Annotated in this window: 15 protein-coding genes; 13 read left to right on the forward strand and 2 right to left on the reverse strand. The window is 63.7% G+C overall.

Features of this window, described 5'->3' with window-relative positions:
• The first annotated feature begins 63 nt into the window (after positions 1 to 63).
• The 5 genes from HMI60_RS10985 (at position 64) to HMI60_RS11005 (ending at position 5,101) form a co-directional block, all read left to right on the forward strand.
• Positions 64 to 942: a cytochrome c oxidase assembly protein gene (locus tag HMI60_RS10985; RefSeq protein WP_079581036.1), complete on the forward strand. Its 879-nt coding sequence runs from the start codon at positions 64 to 66 to the stop codon at positions 940 to 942.
• Positions 943 to 1,003: 61 nt separating this feature from the next.
• A complete protein-coding gene (gatC, locus tag HMI60_RS10990) occupies positions 1,004 to 1,300 on the forward strand; it encodes an Asp-tRNA(Asn)/Glu-tRNA(Gln) amidotransferase subunit GatC (RefSeq protein WP_018777425.1) in 297 nt (98 codons plus the stop codon).
• 5 nt (positions 1,301 to 1,305) lie between these two features.
• Positions 1,306 to 2,874, forward strand: coding sequence for an Asp-tRNA(Asn)/Glu-tRNA(Gln) amidotransferase subunit GatA (gene gatA / locus HMI60_RS10995; protein ID WP_110504519.1), 1,569 nt, complete (start codon positions 1,306 to 1,308; stop codon positions 2,872 to 2,874).
• Positions 2,874 to 4,382 carry an Asp-tRNA(Asn)/Glu-tRNA(Gln) amidotransferase subunit GatB gene (gene gatB, locus HMI60_RS11000; protein ID WP_018777427.1) on the forward strand — a complete coding sequence of 503 codons (1,509 nt, stop codon included), beginning with the start codon at positions 2,874 to 2,876 and terminating at the stop codon, positions 4,380 to 4,382. The genes gatA and gatB overlap by 1 nt, the downstream gene beginning before the upstream one ends.
• A gap of 74 nt (positions 4,383 to 4,456) precedes the next feature.
• Complete coding sequence (locus HMI60_RS11005; RefSeq protein WP_193589655.1) at positions 4,457 to 5,101, forward strand: DUF5666 domain-containing protein; 645 nt, start codon at positions 4,457 to 4,459, stop codon at positions 5,099 to 5,101.
• Here the strand turns inward: HMI60_RS11005 and HMI60_RS11010 are convergent.
• The gene (locus tag HMI60_RS11010; protein WP_193589656.1) at positions 5,082 to 6,107 is read right to left on the reverse strand and encodes a formylglycine-generating enzyme family protein; all 1,026 of its coding nucleotides are present in this window, start codon (positions 6,105 to 6,107) and stop codon (positions 5,082 to 5,084) included. The two genes, HMI60_RS11005 and HMI60_RS11010, sit on opposite strands and share 20 nt — an antisense overlap.
• A 235-nt stretch (positions 6,108 to 6,342) precedes the next feature.
• On the opposite strand from HMI60_RS11010, the gene HMI60_RS11015 reads away from it, so the two are divergent.
• The 5 genes from HMI60_RS11015 to HMI60_RS11035 all read left to right on the forward strand — a co-directional run bounded on the left by HMI60_RS11015 (position 6,343) and on the right by HMI60_RS11035 (position 12,394).
• Positions 6,343 to 7,377 carry a sugar ABC transporter permease gene (locus HMI60_RS11015; RefSeq protein ID WP_039240427.1) on the forward strand — a complete coding sequence of 345 codons (1,035 nt, stop codon included), beginning with the start codon at positions 6,343 to 6,345 and terminating at the stop codon, positions 7,375 to 7,377.
• A gap of 42 nt (positions 7,378 to 7,419) precedes the next feature.
• The gene (locus HMI60_RS11020) at positions 7,420 to 8,343 is read left to right on the forward strand and encodes a carbohydrate ABC transporter permease (RefSeq protein WP_018777431.1); all 924 of its coding nucleotides are present in this window, start codon (positions 7,420 to 7,422) and stop codon (positions 8,341 to 8,343) included.
• A gap of 69 nt (positions 8,344 to 8,412) precedes the next feature.
• Entirely contained in the window at positions 8,413 to 10,071 is a 1,659-nt protein-coding gene (locus HMI60_RS11025; protein WP_055975045.1) for a hypothetical protein, read from the forward strand.
• 68 nt (positions 10,072 to 10,139) lie between these two features.
• The gene (locus tag HMI60_RS11030) at positions 10,140 to 11,183 is read left to right on the forward strand and encodes a LacI family DNA-binding transcriptional regulator (RefSeq protein ID WP_189075840.1); all 1,044 of its coding nucleotides are present in this window, start codon (positions 10,140 to 10,142) and stop codon (positions 11,181 to 11,183) included.
• A gap of 17 nt (positions 11,184 to 11,200) precedes the next feature.
• Complete coding sequence (locus HMI60_RS11035) at positions 11,201 to 12,394, forward strand: Gfo/Idh/MocA family protein (protein ID WP_193589657.1); 1,194 nt, start codon at positions 11,201 to 11,203, stop codon at positions 12,392 to 12,394.
• Between the two features lies 1 nt (position 12,395).
• Here the strand turns inward: HMI60_RS11035 and HMI60_RS11040 are convergent, their stop codons facing one another.
• Complete coding sequence (locus HMI60_RS11040) at positions 12,396 to 13,313, reverse strand: LysR family transcriptional regulator (RefSeq protein WP_018777435.1); 918 nt, start codon at positions 13,311 to 13,313, stop codon at positions 12,396 to 12,398.
• Between the two features lie 107 nt (positions 13,314 to 13,420).
• Between HMI60_RS11040 and tdh the strand changes: the two genes are divergently transcribed.
• From tdh to HMI60_RS11055, 3 genes are all read left to right on the forward strand, one after another.
• Positions 13,421 to 14,467 carry an L-threonine 3-dehydrogenase gene (gene tdh, locus HMI60_RS11045; protein WP_193589658.1) on the forward strand — a complete coding sequence of 349 codons (1,047 nt, stop codon included), beginning with the start codon at positions 13,421 to 13,423 and terminating at the stop codon, positions 14,465 to 14,467.
• 63 nt (positions 14,468 to 14,530) lie between these two features.
• Positions 14,531 to 15,724 (forward strand): glycine C-acetyltransferase, encoded by a 1,194-nt coding sequence (locus tag HMI60_RS11050; protein WP_055975054.1) that lies wholly within the window; start codon positions 14,531 to 14,533, stop codon positions 15,722 to 15,724.
• Between the two features lie 557 nt (positions 15,725 to 16,281).
• A complete protein-coding gene (locus HMI60_RS11055; RefSeq protein ID WP_193589659.1) occupies positions 16,282 to 17,379 on the forward strand; it encodes an FAD-binding oxidoreductase in 1,098 nt (365 codons plus the stop codon).
• Position 17,380: the final 1 nt, after the last annotated feature.

A 17,380-nucleotide genomic window follows, 5' to 3' on the forward strand; every position in this document is an offset into this window, starting at 1 on the left:
TGAGCCATTCTGGGAATTTCCCCCATCGGCCAACTGCTCAGGCGGTGGGAATATCATGGGCTGGTGCCGCCACTTGAACTCCTTGGCAGTGCCTGGCGAATCGACTGGGCAGCCGTCGCAATGATCAGCACGTTTGGCGTGCTCTACGGCCTGGGGATCAGGGCCGCCACCAGGAACGGCCATAGATGGCCCCTCTGGCGGGCGGCTGCGTTCTACGGTCCCGGCCTGGGATCCATGGCTGTCCTTTGCTGCGGATTCACCGGGGTCTACAGTGCCGATCTTCGCTGGGCATTTACCCTCAAAGTCTCCTTGCTCCTTTTTGTCGTCCCACTGTTGCTGGGGCTGGGCCGGCCGATCACGCTGGCCCGTGCGGCACTGCCAGACACCGGCACAGCGGTGCTGAACGCAGTGCTGGCCCACCGCGTTGTGCGCTTCTTCAGCAACTCGCTGGCCGCCCCGCTGATCGGATTGGCGCTTTTCTCCACCTTCCTGACACCGGCCTTCCATGCGCTGCGTGCCGATCCGTTGGCCGAAACCCTGCTGACCGTCTGCATTCCCTTGCTGGGCCTCCTGATGGCCTTGCCCATCATCGAAGAAGCGGATTTCCAGCGCTCCAGCGCGTACATCACCCTGGAGTTCGTGTTCGTTTTCATTGAGCTCCTGGCCGATGCCGTGCCGGGTATCCTGCTGCGTCTCAACGGCCAGGTCCTGGACCATGTCATGACAACCCAGGCCATGGCGGGGTGGTTCCCGGACCCGCTACGCGACCAGCAACTGGCGGGGGATGTCCTGTGGTTCATCTGCGAAATCGTCGACCTGCCACTTATCATCCTCATGTTCATCCGTTTCTCCAGGAGCGACAAACGTGAGGCGCGCGGTTTCGATGAACTGACGGACGCGCAACTGGAGGAGCTGAACGCGCAGCACCTGAACCGGCGCTGAAGCCGGTGCACAGCCAAGTAGACTGGTTCGGAAAACCATTTGAACTTTGCAGGGGAGATCCATGGCTGCGATCAACCGTGACGACGTCGCGCATCTTGCGCGTCTGGCTCACATTGAAATGAGTGCCGAAGAACTGGACAGGATGGCTGTTGAGCTTGCTGTCATCGTGGATTCGGTGAAGAGCGTGAGCGAGGCTGCCGGGGACGATGTTCCGGCGACATCGCACCCGATTCCGTTGACCAACGTGTTCCGTGAGGACGTCGTGGGTCACACATTCACGGCCGAACAGGCGCTGTCCGGCGCTCCGGATGCTTTCGAGAACCGTTTCAAGGTCCCGGCAATCCTGGATGAGGACTAATCACTATGACTGAGCTGAAGAACGAACTCATCCGCCACTCCGCTGCCGACCTCGCAGCGAAGCTGGCCGCCCGCGAAGTTTCCGCCGTCGAGGTGACGCAGGCGCACCTCGACCGCATTGCCGACGTCGACGGTCAGGTTAATGCGTTCCTGCACGTTAACAGCGAAGAGGCTTTGGCCGTTGCCGCCGACGTCGACGCTGCCCGCGCTGCCGGCGGTGCCGCTGCCGAGGAACTGCACGCCCTTGCCGGCGTGCCGATCGCGGTCAAGGACCTCATTGTCACCATTGGCCAGCCGACCACCGCTGGTTCGAAGATCCTTGAGGGCTGGCACAGCCCGTATGACGCCACTGTGGTGAAGAAGCTTCGCGCGGCCAGGATGCCCATCCTGGGCAAGACCAACCTGGATGAGTTCGCCATGGGTTCCTCCACGGAGCACTCTGCGTTCGGACCCACCCGCAACCCGTGGGACCTGGACCGCATCCCCGGCGGTTCGGGCGGTGGCTCCGCGGCCGCCGTCGCCGCTTTCGAAGCGCCCCTGGCGCTCGGCACGGACACCGGAGGTTCCATCCGCCAGCCCGGTGCCGTCACTGGAACCGTCGGCGTCAAGCCCACCTACGGCGCTGTTTCCCGCTACGGTGCCATCGCCATGGCGTCCTCGCTGGACCAGATCGGCCCGGTGTCCCGTACCGTGCTTGACTCGGCCCTGCTCCAGGAAGTCATTGGCGGTCACGACCCCTTCGACTCCACGTCCCTGACCGATCCGTTCAACAACCTGGTTGCCGCCGCCCGCGCGGGCAACGTCGCCGGGATGAGGATTGGCATCGTCAAAGAGCTGCACGGCGAGGGCTACCAGGCCGGCGTCGAGAACCGTTTCAACGAGTCGCTCCAGATCCTCAAGGACGCCGGTGCGGAAATCGTCGAGGTTTCCTGCCCCAACCTGAAGTACGCCCTGGGTGCCTACTACCTGATCATGCCGTCCGAGGTCTCCAGCAACCTGGCCAAGTTCGACGGCGTCCGCTTCGGCTTGCGAGTCCTGCCCAAGGACGGTCCGATGACCATCGAACGCGTGATGGGTGCCACCAGGGCTGCCGGCTTCGGCGATGAGGTCAAGCGCCGCATCATCCTGGGAACCTATGCGCTGAGCGCCGGTTACTACGACGCCTACTACGGTTCCGCGCAGAAGGTCCGCACCCTGATCCAGCGTGACTTCGACGCCGCTTTTGCCCAGGCCGATGTCCTGATCTCCCCGACGGCGCCCACCACGGCGTTCAAGCTGGGGGAGAAGCTTGATGATCCCTTGGCCATGTACCTGAACGACGTCGCCACGATTCCAGCGAACCTCGCCGGTATCCCCGGCCTGTCCCTGCCGGGTGGCCTGGCTGATGAGGACGGCTTGCCCGTCGGCATCCAGCTGCTGGCTCCGGCCCGCGAAGATGCCCGTCTGTACCGCGTGGGTGCGGTCCTCGAGTCCATCCTTGAAGAGAAGTGGGGCGGCCCGATTCTGGCGCAGGCGCCGGAGCTGAAAAGTGCTGCCCTTGGCGCAACGTCCAACACCGCCGGAGGTTCCAACTAATGTCCGTCGACGCAACCCTGAGCTTCGAAGAAGCCATGGAGAAGTACGATCCCGTCCTGGGGTTCGAGGTCCACGTGGAACTCAACACCAAGACCAAGATGTTCTCCTCGGCACCCAACGTCTTCGGTGACGAGCCGAACACCAACGTCAACGAAGTTGACCTCGGCATGCCCGGCGTTCTTCCGGTGGTCAACAAGGCCGCCGTGGAGTCCTCCATCAAAATCGGCCTTGCCCTGAACTGCAAAATCGCCGAGTCCTGCCGCTTCGCCCGGAAGAACTACTTCTACCCGGACACCCCCAAGAACTTCCAGACCTCGCAGTACGATGAGCCGATCGCCTATGACGGTTACCTCGACATCGAGCTGGAGGACGGCACGGTCTTCCGCGTGGAGATCGAACGGGCCCACATGGAAGAGGACGCCGGCAAGCTGACCCACATGGGTGGCGCTGCGGGCCGTATCCAGGGCGCCGATTACTCCCTGGTGGACTACAACCGCTCCGGTGTGCCGCTGGTGGAAATTGTCACCAAGCCGATCGAGGGTGCCGGCAGCCGCGCCCCTGAACTGGCCAAGGCTTACGTCGCGGCCGTCCGCGAGATCGTGAAGAACCTCGGCGTCTCCGATGCCAAGATGGAGCGCGGCAACGTCCGTTGCGATGCCAACGTCTCCTTGCGGCCGCATGGCCGTGAACGCTTCGGCATCCGTTCGGAAACCAAGAATGTCAACTCCCTGCGCGCCGTCGAGCACGCCGTGCGTTATGAAATCCAGCGCCACGCCGCGGTCCTTGAGTCCGGTGAACCGGTCATCCAGGAGACGCGCCACTGGCACGAGGACACGCGTTCGACGACGTCGGGCCGGCCCAAGTCCGACGCTGACGATTACCGCTACTTCCCGGAGCCGGACCTGGTTCCCGTCGTCGCTTCCCGCGAGTGGGTTGAGGAATTGCGCGCCACCCTTCCCGAGCCGCCTGCTGAGCGTCGCAAGCGCCTCAAGGAAGCCTGGGGCTACTCGGATCTGGAGTTCCGCGATGTCGTGAACGCCGGGGTCATGGACTCGATCGAGGAAACCATTGCCGCCGGCGCATCTGCCGATGTTGCCCGCAAGTGGTGGATGGGTGAGATCGTCGGCCGCGCCAAGGTGGCCGACGTCGATCCTTCCGAGCTCGGCGTCACGCCGCAGGTCATCGTCGAGCTGAACAAGCTCGTCGAGGGCGGCAAGATCAACAACAAGATGGCCACGCAGGTCCTGGACGGCGTCCTCGCCGGCGAAGGAACTCCGGCGGAGATCGTTGAAAAGCGCGGCCTGGCGGTCGTGTCCGACGACGGTCCCCTCCTGGAAGCCATCGACGCCGCCCTGGCGGCACAGCCTGACGTCGCGGAGAAGATCCGTGGTGGCAAGATCCAGGCCATCGGCGCGATTGTTGGCGGCGTCATGAAGGCCACCCGTGGCCAGGCAGACGCAGGCCGTGTCCGCGAGCTCATCCTGGAGAAGCTCGGCGTCGAGGGCTAGACGCCTGTATTTCCCTACAAAGCAGGCCGCAGTTGATGCTGCGGCCTGCTTTGTTTTGGGCGCACAATGGATGCATGGCCACTCTCAAACCGGGCCTTCGGAAGGCCATTCTTGCCGGCGGAATCGCTGTCACCTTGACCTGCGCCGGAGGCGCTGCCGTGTGGGCCGGCACTCAGGGCCCTTCAGGGACGCAGGGACCTTCAGCCACGCCAAGTTCCTCTGCTTCCGCCAAGCCATCCCAGGCGGCCCCATCCCAGGCGGCCCGGGGCCAGGCCATTCATGGCGAACACGTCGTCAAGCAGCCGGACGGGAGCTACCGGACCGTCCTCACCCAGGCCGGAACCATTGATTCGGTGAGTGGCTCCGACATCACGGTGAAGAGCGAAGACGGCTTCACCCAGGGGTATGCGATCAACACCGACACAAGGATCGCCAAGATTCCCGCTGACGTGTCGCAGCTCCGCAACGGCAATGGCAACGGCAATGGCAACGGCAAGAGCAAGCCTGCATTGCCGTCGGTGACGGCTGCCGAGCTGAAAGCCGGTGACAAGGTCCACATCAGCGGCATCAAGGACGGCGGCACCGTGACCGCAACAAAGATCGTCGCCGGTGAGCTGCCGGCCGGCATCAAGGGTGGGCACGGCCTCATGGGTGGGCACGGTCTCATGGGCGGGCACCGCGGGCACGGACCCAGGCAGGCTACAGAGCTACGGTCCTGAAGCCGAGGTTCGCGCTGGCCGAGTCCGGTGTGTTTGAGCTTCGTGCGGCCAGGCGGTAGCGGTTGCAATAGGAGTCGTGGCAGAGGTACGAGCCGCCCCGCATCACCTTGCCCCGGCCGATGGTAGGCCCTTGCGGGTTCTCCACCGTTCCTTGTGCCAGGCACGTTTTGTAGTACTTGGGCAGGAACCAGTCGCTGCACCATTCCCACACGTTCCCGCTGGTTTGGTAGAGACCGTAGCCGTTGGGGGCAAAGGACCGCGCGGGGGCTGTGGTGAGATAGCCGTCGTCGAGGTCGTTGCGGGCCGGGAAGTCGCCTTGCCAGATGTTGCAATGGTGGGCCGCCTGTCCCGGCGCGTCACTGTGCAGTTCGTTGCCCCAGGGGTAGCGCTGCCCGGACAGTCCTCCGCGGGCCGCGTACTCCCATTCGGCTTCGGTGGGCAACCGGCGGCCGGCCCATCCGCAGTAGGCAAGGGCATCGTTGTGTGACACATGGGTCACCGGATGGTCCGCGGCTTCGCTCCAGTGGGAAAGCGGACCGGCAGGGTGGGCCCAGTCGGCGCCGCGGACATTCAGCCACCACGGGACGTTTCCGACGCTGTTGAGTATGTCCTTCCTGTCCGCTTTGACAGCCAGGTGGAACACGGCCGATGTCCCGAAGATCTCCGACTCGGTGCGGTATCCGGTGGCATCGATGAATGCCGCGAATTCCTGGTTGGTGACGGTTGTGGCGCTGATCCTGAAAGCAGGCAGCCGAACCTGGTGCACCGGGGACTCGCCGTCGGCCTCATAGCCTTCTCCGAACGGGTCGCCCATGGCGAAAGTCCCCGCCAAAATCTGGACGTCGCCGCCCGTGGCCGCGGGGGTGGAAGGCTTCCCATGCCCGGATATCGCGACGCCGGTGTCCGCGCCGGTGGCGCCACTCGCCTGGGACAGGGGCAAAGACAGCTTGGGCGTCGAATGATCCCTGGCACCCGGGCCCGGGGCACAACAATCTGCCACACCCATCTCCTTTGTTCCACGCGGCTTTGTTCCACGCGGCGCGGGCTTCCCGCCGCGCGCCCCGCTCAACACATCCTACTGGCACCTACCTGCCGTCGAAAATGATGAAAGCTGATTTCTGCGAGCTGTTTCGATCATGATCTTGCAAAAAGAGACAGGCGTCACTTATGGTTTGTTAAACGGTTAACGAGCGTGGCTTGAATCACATTGATGGCTTTCGCTCAACACTTGAGGAGACAGCATGAACTCGACGACGAAACAGGCTCCGGCATTGCCCGAAGCTCGCCGAGTCCCCGCCCGGGCAGGTGGAAAGACCGCCGGAGCCGGTGCGAAGAAGCGGAAAAGGAACAAGGTCCCGCAGCAGAGCTTCCGGTCCCGGCTGAGGCGGGACAAACAGATGCTGCTCATGATGGTCCCGGGAGTGCTCTTCCTTCTGCTCTTCTTCTACATCCCCATCCTTGGCAACGTCATCGCCTTCCAGGACTACCAGCCATACCTCGGCATCGGGGACAGCCTCTGGGTGGGCTGGCAGAACTTCGTGGACCTGTTCGGCAACCCCGATTTCATCCACGCCTTCTGGAACACCCTGTACCTGGCGGCCTGGCAGTTGGTCTTCCTCTTCCCGGTGCCGCTGGTACTGGCCCTGATTGTGGATTCGCTCGTCAGCACGCGGGTCCGGAAGGTTTTCCAAAGCATCGCGTACCTCCCGCACTTCCTGTCCTGGGTACTGGTTATCGCGTTCTTCCAGCAGATGCTGGGCGGGGCCGGCTTCGTCAACAACCTGCTCCGTGACTGGGGCATGGAGCCCATTCCCTTCATGACCAACCCGGAGACCTTCCCCGTGATGGTCGTGGTCCAGATGATCTGGAAGGACGCCGGCTGGGCAATGATCATCTTCCTCGCAGCCCTGGCCAGCATCGATGCCTCGCTGTATGAAGCCGCCGCCGCCGACGGTGCCGGCAGGTGGCGGAGGATGTGGCACATTACCCTCCCCGGCCTGCGCCCCGTGATCGTGCTGCTCCTCATCCTGCGCATCGGCGACATCCTCTCGGTCGGATTCGAGCAGTTCATCCTGCAACGGGACGCCGTCGGAGCCGGCGCGGCCGAGGTCCTGGACACCTTCACCTACTACACCGGCGTAGTGGGTGGCGGGTGGAGCTCGGGTGCTGCTGCCGGCTTGGCCAAGGGCGTTGTCAGTGCCCTGCTGATCTACGGAGCCAACAAACTTGCCCACCGCTTTGGCGAAGACGGAATCTTCGCAAAACAAGCGCGCTGAAAGTCATGCCAGCCCGCGGGGCTGCCGCACAAGGAGAATTTCATGGCAACACCATTGTTTAGCAAGAAACCCCGGGAACTGACGTACAACCCCAAGCGCCCGGTGTGGAAAGAAAAGCCATCTGCGCTGTACCAAACGGTCAAGGCAGTGGTCCTGGTCGTGTTCAGCTTGTCCATCCTCACTCCCATCCTGCTGGTGGTCTCAACGTCCCTGGCCGATACGGAGCAGTTGGTCAAGGCAGGAGGCTTCGTCTTGTGGCCTGAACGCCCCACGCTGGAGGCCTACGCCACCATCTTCAAGGGCCCCATGGTCCTGCAATCCCTTGGGGTCAGCGTGCTGATCACCGCGGTCGGCACCATTCTGGCGCTGTTCGTGACCATCACCATGGCCTATGCCACCAGCCGTTCGGTCCTCTTCGGCAGGCCCGTCATCCTGGCAGTGCTCTTCACGCTGCTCTTCGCACCGGGACTGATCCCGTCGTTCCTGATGATCCGTCAACTCGGCCTGCTGGACTCCCTGTGGTCGCTGATCCTTCCGGGCATCTTTGGAGCCTTCAACTTTGTGGTGATGCGCTCGTTCTTCATGAACATTCCGGGCGAACTGATCGAAAGTGCCAGGATCGACGGCGCCAACGACTGGCAAATACTGTGGCGCATCGTGATGCCGCTCTCCAAAGCCGTGATCGCCGTCGTCGGCCTCTTCTACGCGGTGGGCTTCTGGAACTCATTCTTCAACGCCCTCCTCTACATCAACGACCACAGCAAATGGCCAATCCAACTGTTGCTCCGCAACTTCGTGGTCCAGGGGAGCGGGGCGGCCGACCAGCTCGGCATCACTACAACCCCTCCGCCGCAGTCCATCCAAATGGCAGTGGTGGTCGTAGCCCTGGTTCCCATCCTGATGGTCTACCCGTTCCTCCAAAAGCACTTTGCCAAGGGCGTCATCACCGGCGCCGTCAAGGGCTAACCCGCACCCGCGGCGCCCGAAAGAACTGAAACCCACACCATGAAGCAAATAACCAGAAAGGGTTATGCCATGACGAGCACTTCCTCACAGGCTGGATTCAGCCGCCGCGGTTTCCTTGGCCTAGCGGGCCTGGCCGTGACCGCAGCAGGATTGTCCGCCTGCGGTGGCGGCGGAGCCGGCGGCAACGGAGGCGCCGCTGCCTCCGCTTCGGTCAAGTTGCCCACCTACAAGGAATTCACCGGCGTCACCCCGGACATCGCCGGCAACGCCAAGGGCCTGCAGTCCGGTTACTTTAAGCTGCCCACAGCCGTGCAGTCCGTGAAGACGCCGCCGCTCAAGGGCAAGGTCACCGGCTTGACCGAAACCTTCGACACCATGAGCCCCGGCCTGAAGGACAATCCTTTCTGGCAGCGGCTCAACACCAAGCTCGGCGGGGACCTGGAACTGCAGATCGCCGAAGACATCGGAGACGGCTACCCTGCGAAGTTCGCTACCGTCCTAGCCAGCAACGATCTCCCGGACATGATGTGGGTTCCGCCGAACCAGGGCATTCCCAACGTCGGTCCCATGCTTGAAGCCAAGTTCCAGGACCTGACGCCGTACCTCTCCGGCGACGCAGTCCTTGAGTACCCCAACCTGGCCGCGCTGAAGCCCGATTCCTGGAAGACCGCCGTCGTGAACGGCAAGATCTGGGGAGCGCCCATCCCGAGCACCCCGTTCGGACAGGTATACGTAGGCAACCACGATGTCTGGTCGAAAGTGGGCGGCTTTGAAGCGGCCAACGCCGATGAATTCCTGGACAAAGCCAAGGAATTGACGCGACCGGGGGACCAGCAATACGCCCTGGAACCGGCCTACATCAACGCCCTGCACATGGTGACTGAGTGGTTCGGCGCCCCGAACAGCTGGGCCGTCAACAAGGACCGTACCCTGACGCACCTGTACGAGACCGACGAATACCTGGCCGGCGTCGAGTTCACCGCCAAAATGTTCGCAGCAGGAGTCTTCTACCCGGACTCCAAGGCCACTGACATCCGTTCCCGCGTGGCCAACGGCAGCGTGGCGGCGCAGGTTGTCGTGGGTCCACACGACATCCGCAGCTACCGTGCGCTGAACAAGGACGTACAGTTCGACATCCTGATCCCCTTCAGCGCCGACGGCAAGGTCAAGCCTGTCTATGACATGGGCTACGGCACGGTTGGATTCACCCCGTTCAAGAAGGCCGACGAAGGCAGGATCCGCGAACTGCTGGCACTCATCAACTACCTCTCCGCACCCTTCGGCACCGTCGAGTACATGCAGAAGAACTTCGGCGAGCTCGGCCAGGACTACACCATCGATGCCGCCGGCAACCCGGTCCGCACGGAAACAGGGACCACCAACGCACCCGGCCTGGTGTCGGCGTTGAACATCATGTCCAGCCCGGAAAACGTCATCTTCAACCCCGGATTCGACGACGACACCCGCTACGTCAGCCAGCAGGAGGAGAAACTCCTCGAGTTCGCCTGGCGCAACCCCACCAACGGTTCCTACTCGGACACCAACGCCAAGGTGGGTGCCAAGATCACCAAGCAGCTGCGCGACAAAGTGGTGGACATCATCACAGGCCGGGCGAAGATCGACGAGCTCAAGGACGCGGTCAAGCGCTGGAAGAGCGAAGGCGGGGACAAGATGCGCGATGAGTACCAGGCCGCGTTGGACCCCAACGCGCCAGTCTTCCGAAGCTAGGCCGGTTCAGGAGCTAGCCTCGACACAGAATGGCGTGACCAGAGATCAGCGAACAATCAGGGGGAACCATGGCAAAAGCGAGCAGCACCGGAGTAAGGCCCACCATTCGAATGGTGGCCGAACTGGCCGGCGTCTCCACCGCCACGGTGTCCTATGTGTTGTCAGGGCGGCGCGGTGACGGCGGACCAGGCGTTTCGGATCCGACGGCGGAAAAGGTCAAGGCTGCTGCCGAGCGGCTCGGCTACCGCCCCAACCAGGCGGCCCGGGCCATCCGGACGGGCCGCACGAACACCGTGATCCTGTCGCTGACCATGCTCTCCGATCCTTGGTCGTTGTCCGTCATCGAAGCCGTGCAGAAGGCCGCGGTCCCGCTGGGAATCACGCCGATGATCCTCGGCGATGCTGACTGGGTCAAAGTACTCGGCACGCACAACGCAGACGCGGTGTTCGTCGATGCTGTCCGCGAGAACCAGCGCGATGACCTGCGCAAACTCGCGGAACGCGGGACCACCCTGGTGGTTTTCGACGAGGTTCTGGAAGCGGACGGCTTCGATGTCATCCGTTCCATTGCCGGCCCCGGCTGCCGGATGGCCGTGGAGCACCTGCTCCACGGCCACCGGCAGATCGCTTGCCTGACTCCGGCAATGGCGGCGGGCACCTCCGGCGGATCGCGGTACCGGGCCTACTCGGAAGCCTTGGCCTCGGCCGGCATCCCGGAGCGGCAGGACTATGTGGGGCTCTTCGATGGGACCACAGCCAGTGCCTATGCCGCTGCCACCCGGCTCCTCAGCCTGCCGGACCGTCCCACCGCCATCTACGCCACCACGGACTACGCGGCGGTCAGTGCCATCAATGCAGCACAGCGCCTGGGGCTCGGGGTCGGCGTGGATGTGGACATCATCGGTGTCGGCAACACAGTGGAGGGTGAGCGGATGTCGCCCTCGCTCAGCACCGTTGGTCCCGTGGACTTCTTCGACAAGCTCGCCCGGCGGCTCTTGAAGCGTGCTGCCAGCCACGGCGAACACGACGAGCCCGCCGTCCTCGACTTCCCCTGGCATCTGTTCGTCCGCGAATCGGCGCCCCACCGCAGCACCGCCACCAGACTTTACTAAGAAACAGCAGAAGGAAAATGCACACCATGGATAAGGATTTGAAGGTCGGAATCGTAGGATTCGGCCTGCGTTCGGGGTTGTGGAAGCACGCCCACAAACCCGGCAACGGCTCCGAGGTCACCATCATCTGCGACCTCAGTGAACGCGGCAGGGCCGATGCTGCCCAGCGCATTCCCACAGCCCGCATGACTGCCGACCTCGATGAACTGCTGGCCAGCGGCCTGGACGCCGTACTGGTCCTGACCCCCGATAGCCAGCACGCCGCCGTCGCGGTCCGGACGCTCAAGGCGGGCATCCCCACCTTCTGCGAAAAGCCGCTCGACATCACGGTTGAGGCCGCGGACCTGATCCTCAGCACGGCTTTCGAAACCGGCACACGCCTGTACGTCGGCCACAACATGCGCCACATGCCGGTGGTAGTACAGATGCGCCAACTCATCGAGGAAGGCAGGATCGGGGACGTCAAAGCGGTCTGGTGCCGCCACTTCGTCGGCCACGGCGGGGACTACTACTTCAAGGACTGGCACGCCCAGCGCGCCAACGTCACGTCCCTCCTGCTTCAAAAGGGCGCCCACGACATCGACGTCATCCACTGGCTCGCCGGTGGCTACACCAAGCGGGTTGCCGCCGTCGGAGATCTGGCTGTCTATGGTGATGTCGCCAACCGTGCCGACAACACCGGCAAACGCATGGGGGACTGGTTCTCCCTGGACAACTGGCCGCCGACGGAGCAGAAGGATCTGGCGGAAGTGATCGACGTCGAGGACATTTCCATGATGAACATGGTCCTGGACAACGGTGTGCTGGCCTCCTACCAGCAGTGCCACTTCACCCCGGATTACTGGCGCAATTACACGATCATCGGAACCAAGGGCCGGATCGAGAACCTGGGCGATGGACCGGGAGAAACCATCAATGTGTGGAGTTCCCGGACGTCGGGATATGCGGCACCGGATGAGGTCATCACCATCCAGGACGGCGAGGGCGGCCACGGCGGCGCCGACCCGCGCCTGATCAAGGAGTTCCTCCGCTTCGCGTCGGAGGGCGGGCAGACGCAAACCAGCCCCATTGCTGCACGGCAGGCGGTGGTTGCAGGCATCCTCGCGGCAGAATCGCTGCGGGGCGACGGCTCAGCGCGAGAGGTGCCGGAACTCCCGGCCGAGCTGGTGGCCTACTTCGACGCCGGCCAGCCCGCTTTGGTCCGCGACTGACCTAGCGGGGTGAGGAAAGCCCGGTCATGACGGTTTGAAGTGACTCGCAAACCGTCATGACCGATTTCCGTTTAAGCGTCTCCGGACGGGCCAGGATGTCGATTTTGCGCACCGAGTTCACGCCGGACAACGGGCGCAGCACCACGCCGGCGTCCAGGACACGCCGGGCCGTGAAGCGCGGGAGCAGCCCGATCGCGCCGCCGGCCGAGACGAGCGCGGCCACGGTTGAGTAGTCGTTGATGCGGTGCAGGACCTCCGCAGGCCTCCCGCTCACGGCAACGACGGCGGCGAGCACGTCTGCGGGGGAGTAACCGTCGCGGCTGGTCACCCAGGGTTCATCCACGACGTCGGAAGGCTCCAGTTCGCGGCGGGATGCGAGTGGGTGATCCGCCGGAAGCGCGATGTCCAGCGGCTCGTCGGCCAGTGGGATCACCGCGACTTTGTCCTCCGGCCATTGCGGGCTGTTGTCCATGCGATGCGCCAAAACCAGGTCGTACCGTGCTGCCAACCCCGGGAAATCCTCCTGCGCCACGTCCTCGTCGGCGAGGCGCAGGCGAGGCGAGTTCCCGCCGTCGGACGCCAACAGCGCTGCCAGCGGCGCGAACAGCGCCTGCCCTGCGCTGTGGAAGGCGCTCACGCTGACCGGCGCGTCGGGAGCATCGTGATACGCGCCGATCGCTGCCCGCGCGTCTGCCATGGCATTTACGACGGCGGCGCCCGCCTCGGCGAGCACGCGGCCCGCGTCGGTCAGGACCAGGGCGCGGCCCTCCTTCCGTGTCAACGGCACGTCCACGGACCTTTGGAGCAGGGCGAGCTGTTGCGACACGGCCGAAGGAGTGACCATGAGTGTCTCTGCTACCGCCTTGACGCTGCCCAGGTCGCCGAGTTCGCGGAGCATCTGCAGCTGATGAATTTCCATTAGCAAATCCTAAATCGTTGATTGAGAAGAATCTAGTTGTGCTAAATCGTTGCCGGGGCTTCAATGGACTCAGCAGCAGTGAAGCAGCCCCAGCAGTGAGGAATCCCATGAAGGCTCTCTACAAATCCGGACCCCACGCCGGTTTCGATCTCGTCGACCGTCCGGAACCTGAAGCGGGCGCAAGCGACGTCAAGATCCGCGTGATGACCACCGGAATCTGCGGCACGGACCTCCACATCCAGAGCTGGGACGCCTGGGCGCAGAGCATCATCGAAACCCCCTTGATCGCAGGCCACGAGTTCTACGGTGAAGTGGTTGAAGTCGGCGAGGACGTCCGCGACGTCAAGGTCGGCGACCGCGTCTCCGGCGAAGGGCACGTAGTATGCGGAATCTGCCGCAACTGCCGCGCCGGACGCCGCCAGATGTGCATCCACACGGTCTCCGTGGGCGTGCAGCGCGATGGCGCGTTCGCCGAATACGTCGTGATCCCGGAGACGAACGTCTGGGTCCACCATGACGAATCCGTCACCCCTGAGCTCGGCGCCATCTTCGACCCCTTCGGCAATGCCGTCCACACCGCCTTGAGCTTCCCGCTGGTCGGCGAAGACGTGCTCATCACCGGCGCCGGCCCGATCGGGCTGATGGCCATCGCTGTGGCCCGGCACGCCGGTGCACGCAAGATCGCCATCACCGACGTCTCCGCACCGCGCCTGGAACTCGCGCGGCAGATGGGCGTGGACCTCGCCGTCGACGTTTCCAAGATGCGCGTCCGCGAGGCACAGCAGGAACTGGGCATGCGCGAAGGCTTTGATATCGGTCTTGAAATGTCGGGACACCCCACGGCACTGCCTGAGATGATCGACAACATGAACCACGGCGGACGCATCGCCATGCTCGGCCTTCCCAGCCAGTCCATCGACATCGACTGGGGCAAGGTTGTCACCCACATGCTGACGCTCAAGGGAATTTACGGTCGCGAGATGTTCGAGACCTGGTACGCCATGAGCGCCATGCTCTCGTCCAACCCCGTGCTGCACCGCAGCATCTCCGCCGTCGTCACCGACAAGCTGTCCGCAGCCGACTGGGAAAAGGGCTTCGAAATCGCCCGCAACGGCACCGGCGGCAAAGTGGTCCTTGACTGGACCGAACTGTAAACCGGACCGAACCGCCACCCGGACCGAACTGCAACCCGGACCGCCAAAGACTTAGGAGCACCCATGTATTCAGCCATCAAAGACCAGCTGCAGGGCGAACTCGACGAGATCCGCACCGCCGGCCTCTTCAAGACCGAACGCCACATCGATTCCCCGCAGGCAAGCCACATCGCCGCCGGCCAGCTCGGCCAGCCGGCCAACAAGGTCCTGAACTTCTGCGCCAACAACTACCTGGGCCTGGCCGACCACCCGGACATCATCGCCGCCGCCAAGTCCGCCATGGACGAGCGTGGCTTCGGCATGGCTTCCGTTCGGTTCATCTGCGGCACCCAGGACCTCCACCTGGAACTTGAGGCACGTGTATCGAAATTCCTCGGCACGGAGGACACAATCCTGTTCTCCAGCTGCTTCGACGCCAACGGCGGTGTCTTTGAGTCCCTGTTCGGCCCCGAGGATGCCATCATCTCGGACTCGCTGAACCATGCGTCCATCATTGACGGCATCCGCCTGAGCAAGGCCAAGCGGTTCCGCTACGCCAACCAGGACATGGCAGACCTTGAAGCCAAGCTGGTCGAAGCCGAGGGCTCACGCCGCAAGATCATCGTCACCGATGGCGTGTTTTCCATGGACGGGTACCTCGCTCCGCTGGAAGCCATCTGCGATCTCGCCGAGAAGCACGACGCCCTGGTCATGGTTGACGACTCCCACGCCGTCGGTTTCATGGGCCCCACCGGCGCCGGCACGCCGGAGCACGCCGGAGTCTCCGAGCGCGTCGACATCTACACGGGAACCTTCGGCAAGGCCCTCGGCGGGGCTTCGGGCGGATACGTTTCCGGCCGCGGCGAAATTGTCGCCATGCTGCGCCAGAAAGCCCGCCCTTACCTGTTCTCCAACTCCCTCGCCCCGGCCATTGTTGCGGCCACCATCAAGGCGATCGAGCTCGTCCAGGAATCCGGAGAATTGCGCACCCGCCTCTTCGAGAACGCCGCGCTGTTCCGCCGCCGCATGAGCGAGGAAGGTTTCGAACTCCTCGACGGCGAACACGCCATCATCCCCGTCATGTTTGGCGATGCCGTGGTGGCCGCGAAGATCGCTGACGAGATGCTCAACAATGGTGTCTTCGTCACCGCCTTCAGCTTCCCCGTAGTGCCGAAGGGCGTGGCACGGATCCGGGTGCAGCTTTCGGCCGCGCACAGTGCTGACGACGTCGAAGCGTGCGTCCAAGCGTTCGTCAAGAGCCGCGCCGCCGTCGCCTAACAACGCTCGCTCACATCCCGCGTGCTTGCCCGCGACGCTTCTTCACGTCCCGCGTGCTTGCCCGCGACGCTCACTCACGTCCCGCGTGCTTGGTTCCGACGCTCACTCACGTCCCGCGTGCTTGATCCCGACGCTCGCTCACGTCCCGCGTGCTTGGTTCCGACGCTCATTCACTTCCTTCTAACAAGTGAGTGAGCGTTGGGGTTTAAGGGGCTGTTATGTGAGTGAGCGTTGGGGTTTAAAGGCCTGTTTCGTGAGTAAGCGTTGGTAGTTGGTGCTGCCCGGACAGGCGACGTCGACGGCGGTGCGTGCGTTCGGGCCGTCGTCAACCGTCGCACCGCGGTCACCCCTCCAAACGCTTCCTCACATCCCGCGTGCTTAATTCCGTCGCTTGCTCACACCCCTCGGGTTTCCTGCCGTCGCTTCCTCACATCCCTCGGGTTTCAAGGCGTCCCTCCATCGCTTTTCCCAAGAAAGTGAGCGAGCGATCCCGGGAAGCCCGAGGGATGTGAGCGAGGATCGCTGGCGGTTCGGCGGGCTTCTGACAGGATGGATCCATGGCTTCGAATTATGACGTGGTAATCGTTGGCGGCGGTATCGCCGGGCTGTCCTTGGCGGCGGCATTGGCGGGCAAATGCACAGTAGCTCTGGTGGAAGCTGAGCAATCGCTGGCCTTCCACACTTCTTCACGCTCGGCCCGTCAACTGATCCCCAGCTACGGGCCGCCGGTGGTGCAGGAGCTGACTCTCCGGACCTTGGAATTGCTGGCCGCCCGCGACACCCGGGCAACGGAGCCGATCCTCACTCCGCGAGGCTTCATGCTGGTGGGGGATGAGGAGACGGTGAGTGCCGAGGCCAGTGGCAACATGCACCGGATCACCCACGCTGAGGCAATGGACCTGTGCCCTGTCCTCGCCCCGGATTCCTTCACTGCCGCAGGACTCGACAACGGCTCGTTCGGATGTAATGCTCCACTGCTGCTCGACGAACACCGGCGCACCGCAGAGGCCGCAGGCGTGGACATCATCACCGGTGCCAAGGTCCATTCGGCCCAGCGCTTGGGGAGTGGCTGGCAGGTGGGCGCCGGCACCGAAGGGTTCCAGTCCGGCGTCGTGGTGAATGCGGCCGGTGCCTGGGCAGATGAGCTGGCAGTCATCAGCGGCGTGGAGAAGCTGGGGCTTCAGCCGTTCCGGCGGACCGCCGCAATCGTGAACGTCCGGAATCCGCTGACGCCGGAAACGCCCATGGTGTGCGCGGCGGATGATTCCTTCTACTTCCGGCCTGAAGGCAAGCAAGTGTTGATCTCGCCGTCAGAGCACGTTCCCAGCGGTCCGGAAGACGCGAAACCACAGCCCGGGGACGTTGAAAGCCTCATCTCCAGGCTCAACAGCGTGACAACGTTGGGCATCCAGTCCGTGGACCGCGCTTGGACCGGCCTGCGGACCGAGGCCGCCGACGGCATCCCGGCGGTGGGATTCGACGCCGAAGCACCCGGCTTCTTCTGGCTGGCCGGACAGGGCGGCTACGGTTTCCAGACGTCCTCTGCCATCGCTGAATTGGCTGCGGCCCTCATCCTTGGCACCGTCGAGGCGGAGAGTCCGGAATCCCGGACAGCGGAGCAACTCGCGGCCACCCGTTGGTCCATCCGGCGCTGAA

The sequence above is a fragment of the Paenarthrobacter sp. YJN-D genome (assembly GCF_015040335.1).
Lineage (GTDB): Bacteria > Actinomycetota > Actinomycetes > Actinomycetales > Micrococcaceae > Arthrobacter > Arthrobacter nicotinovorans.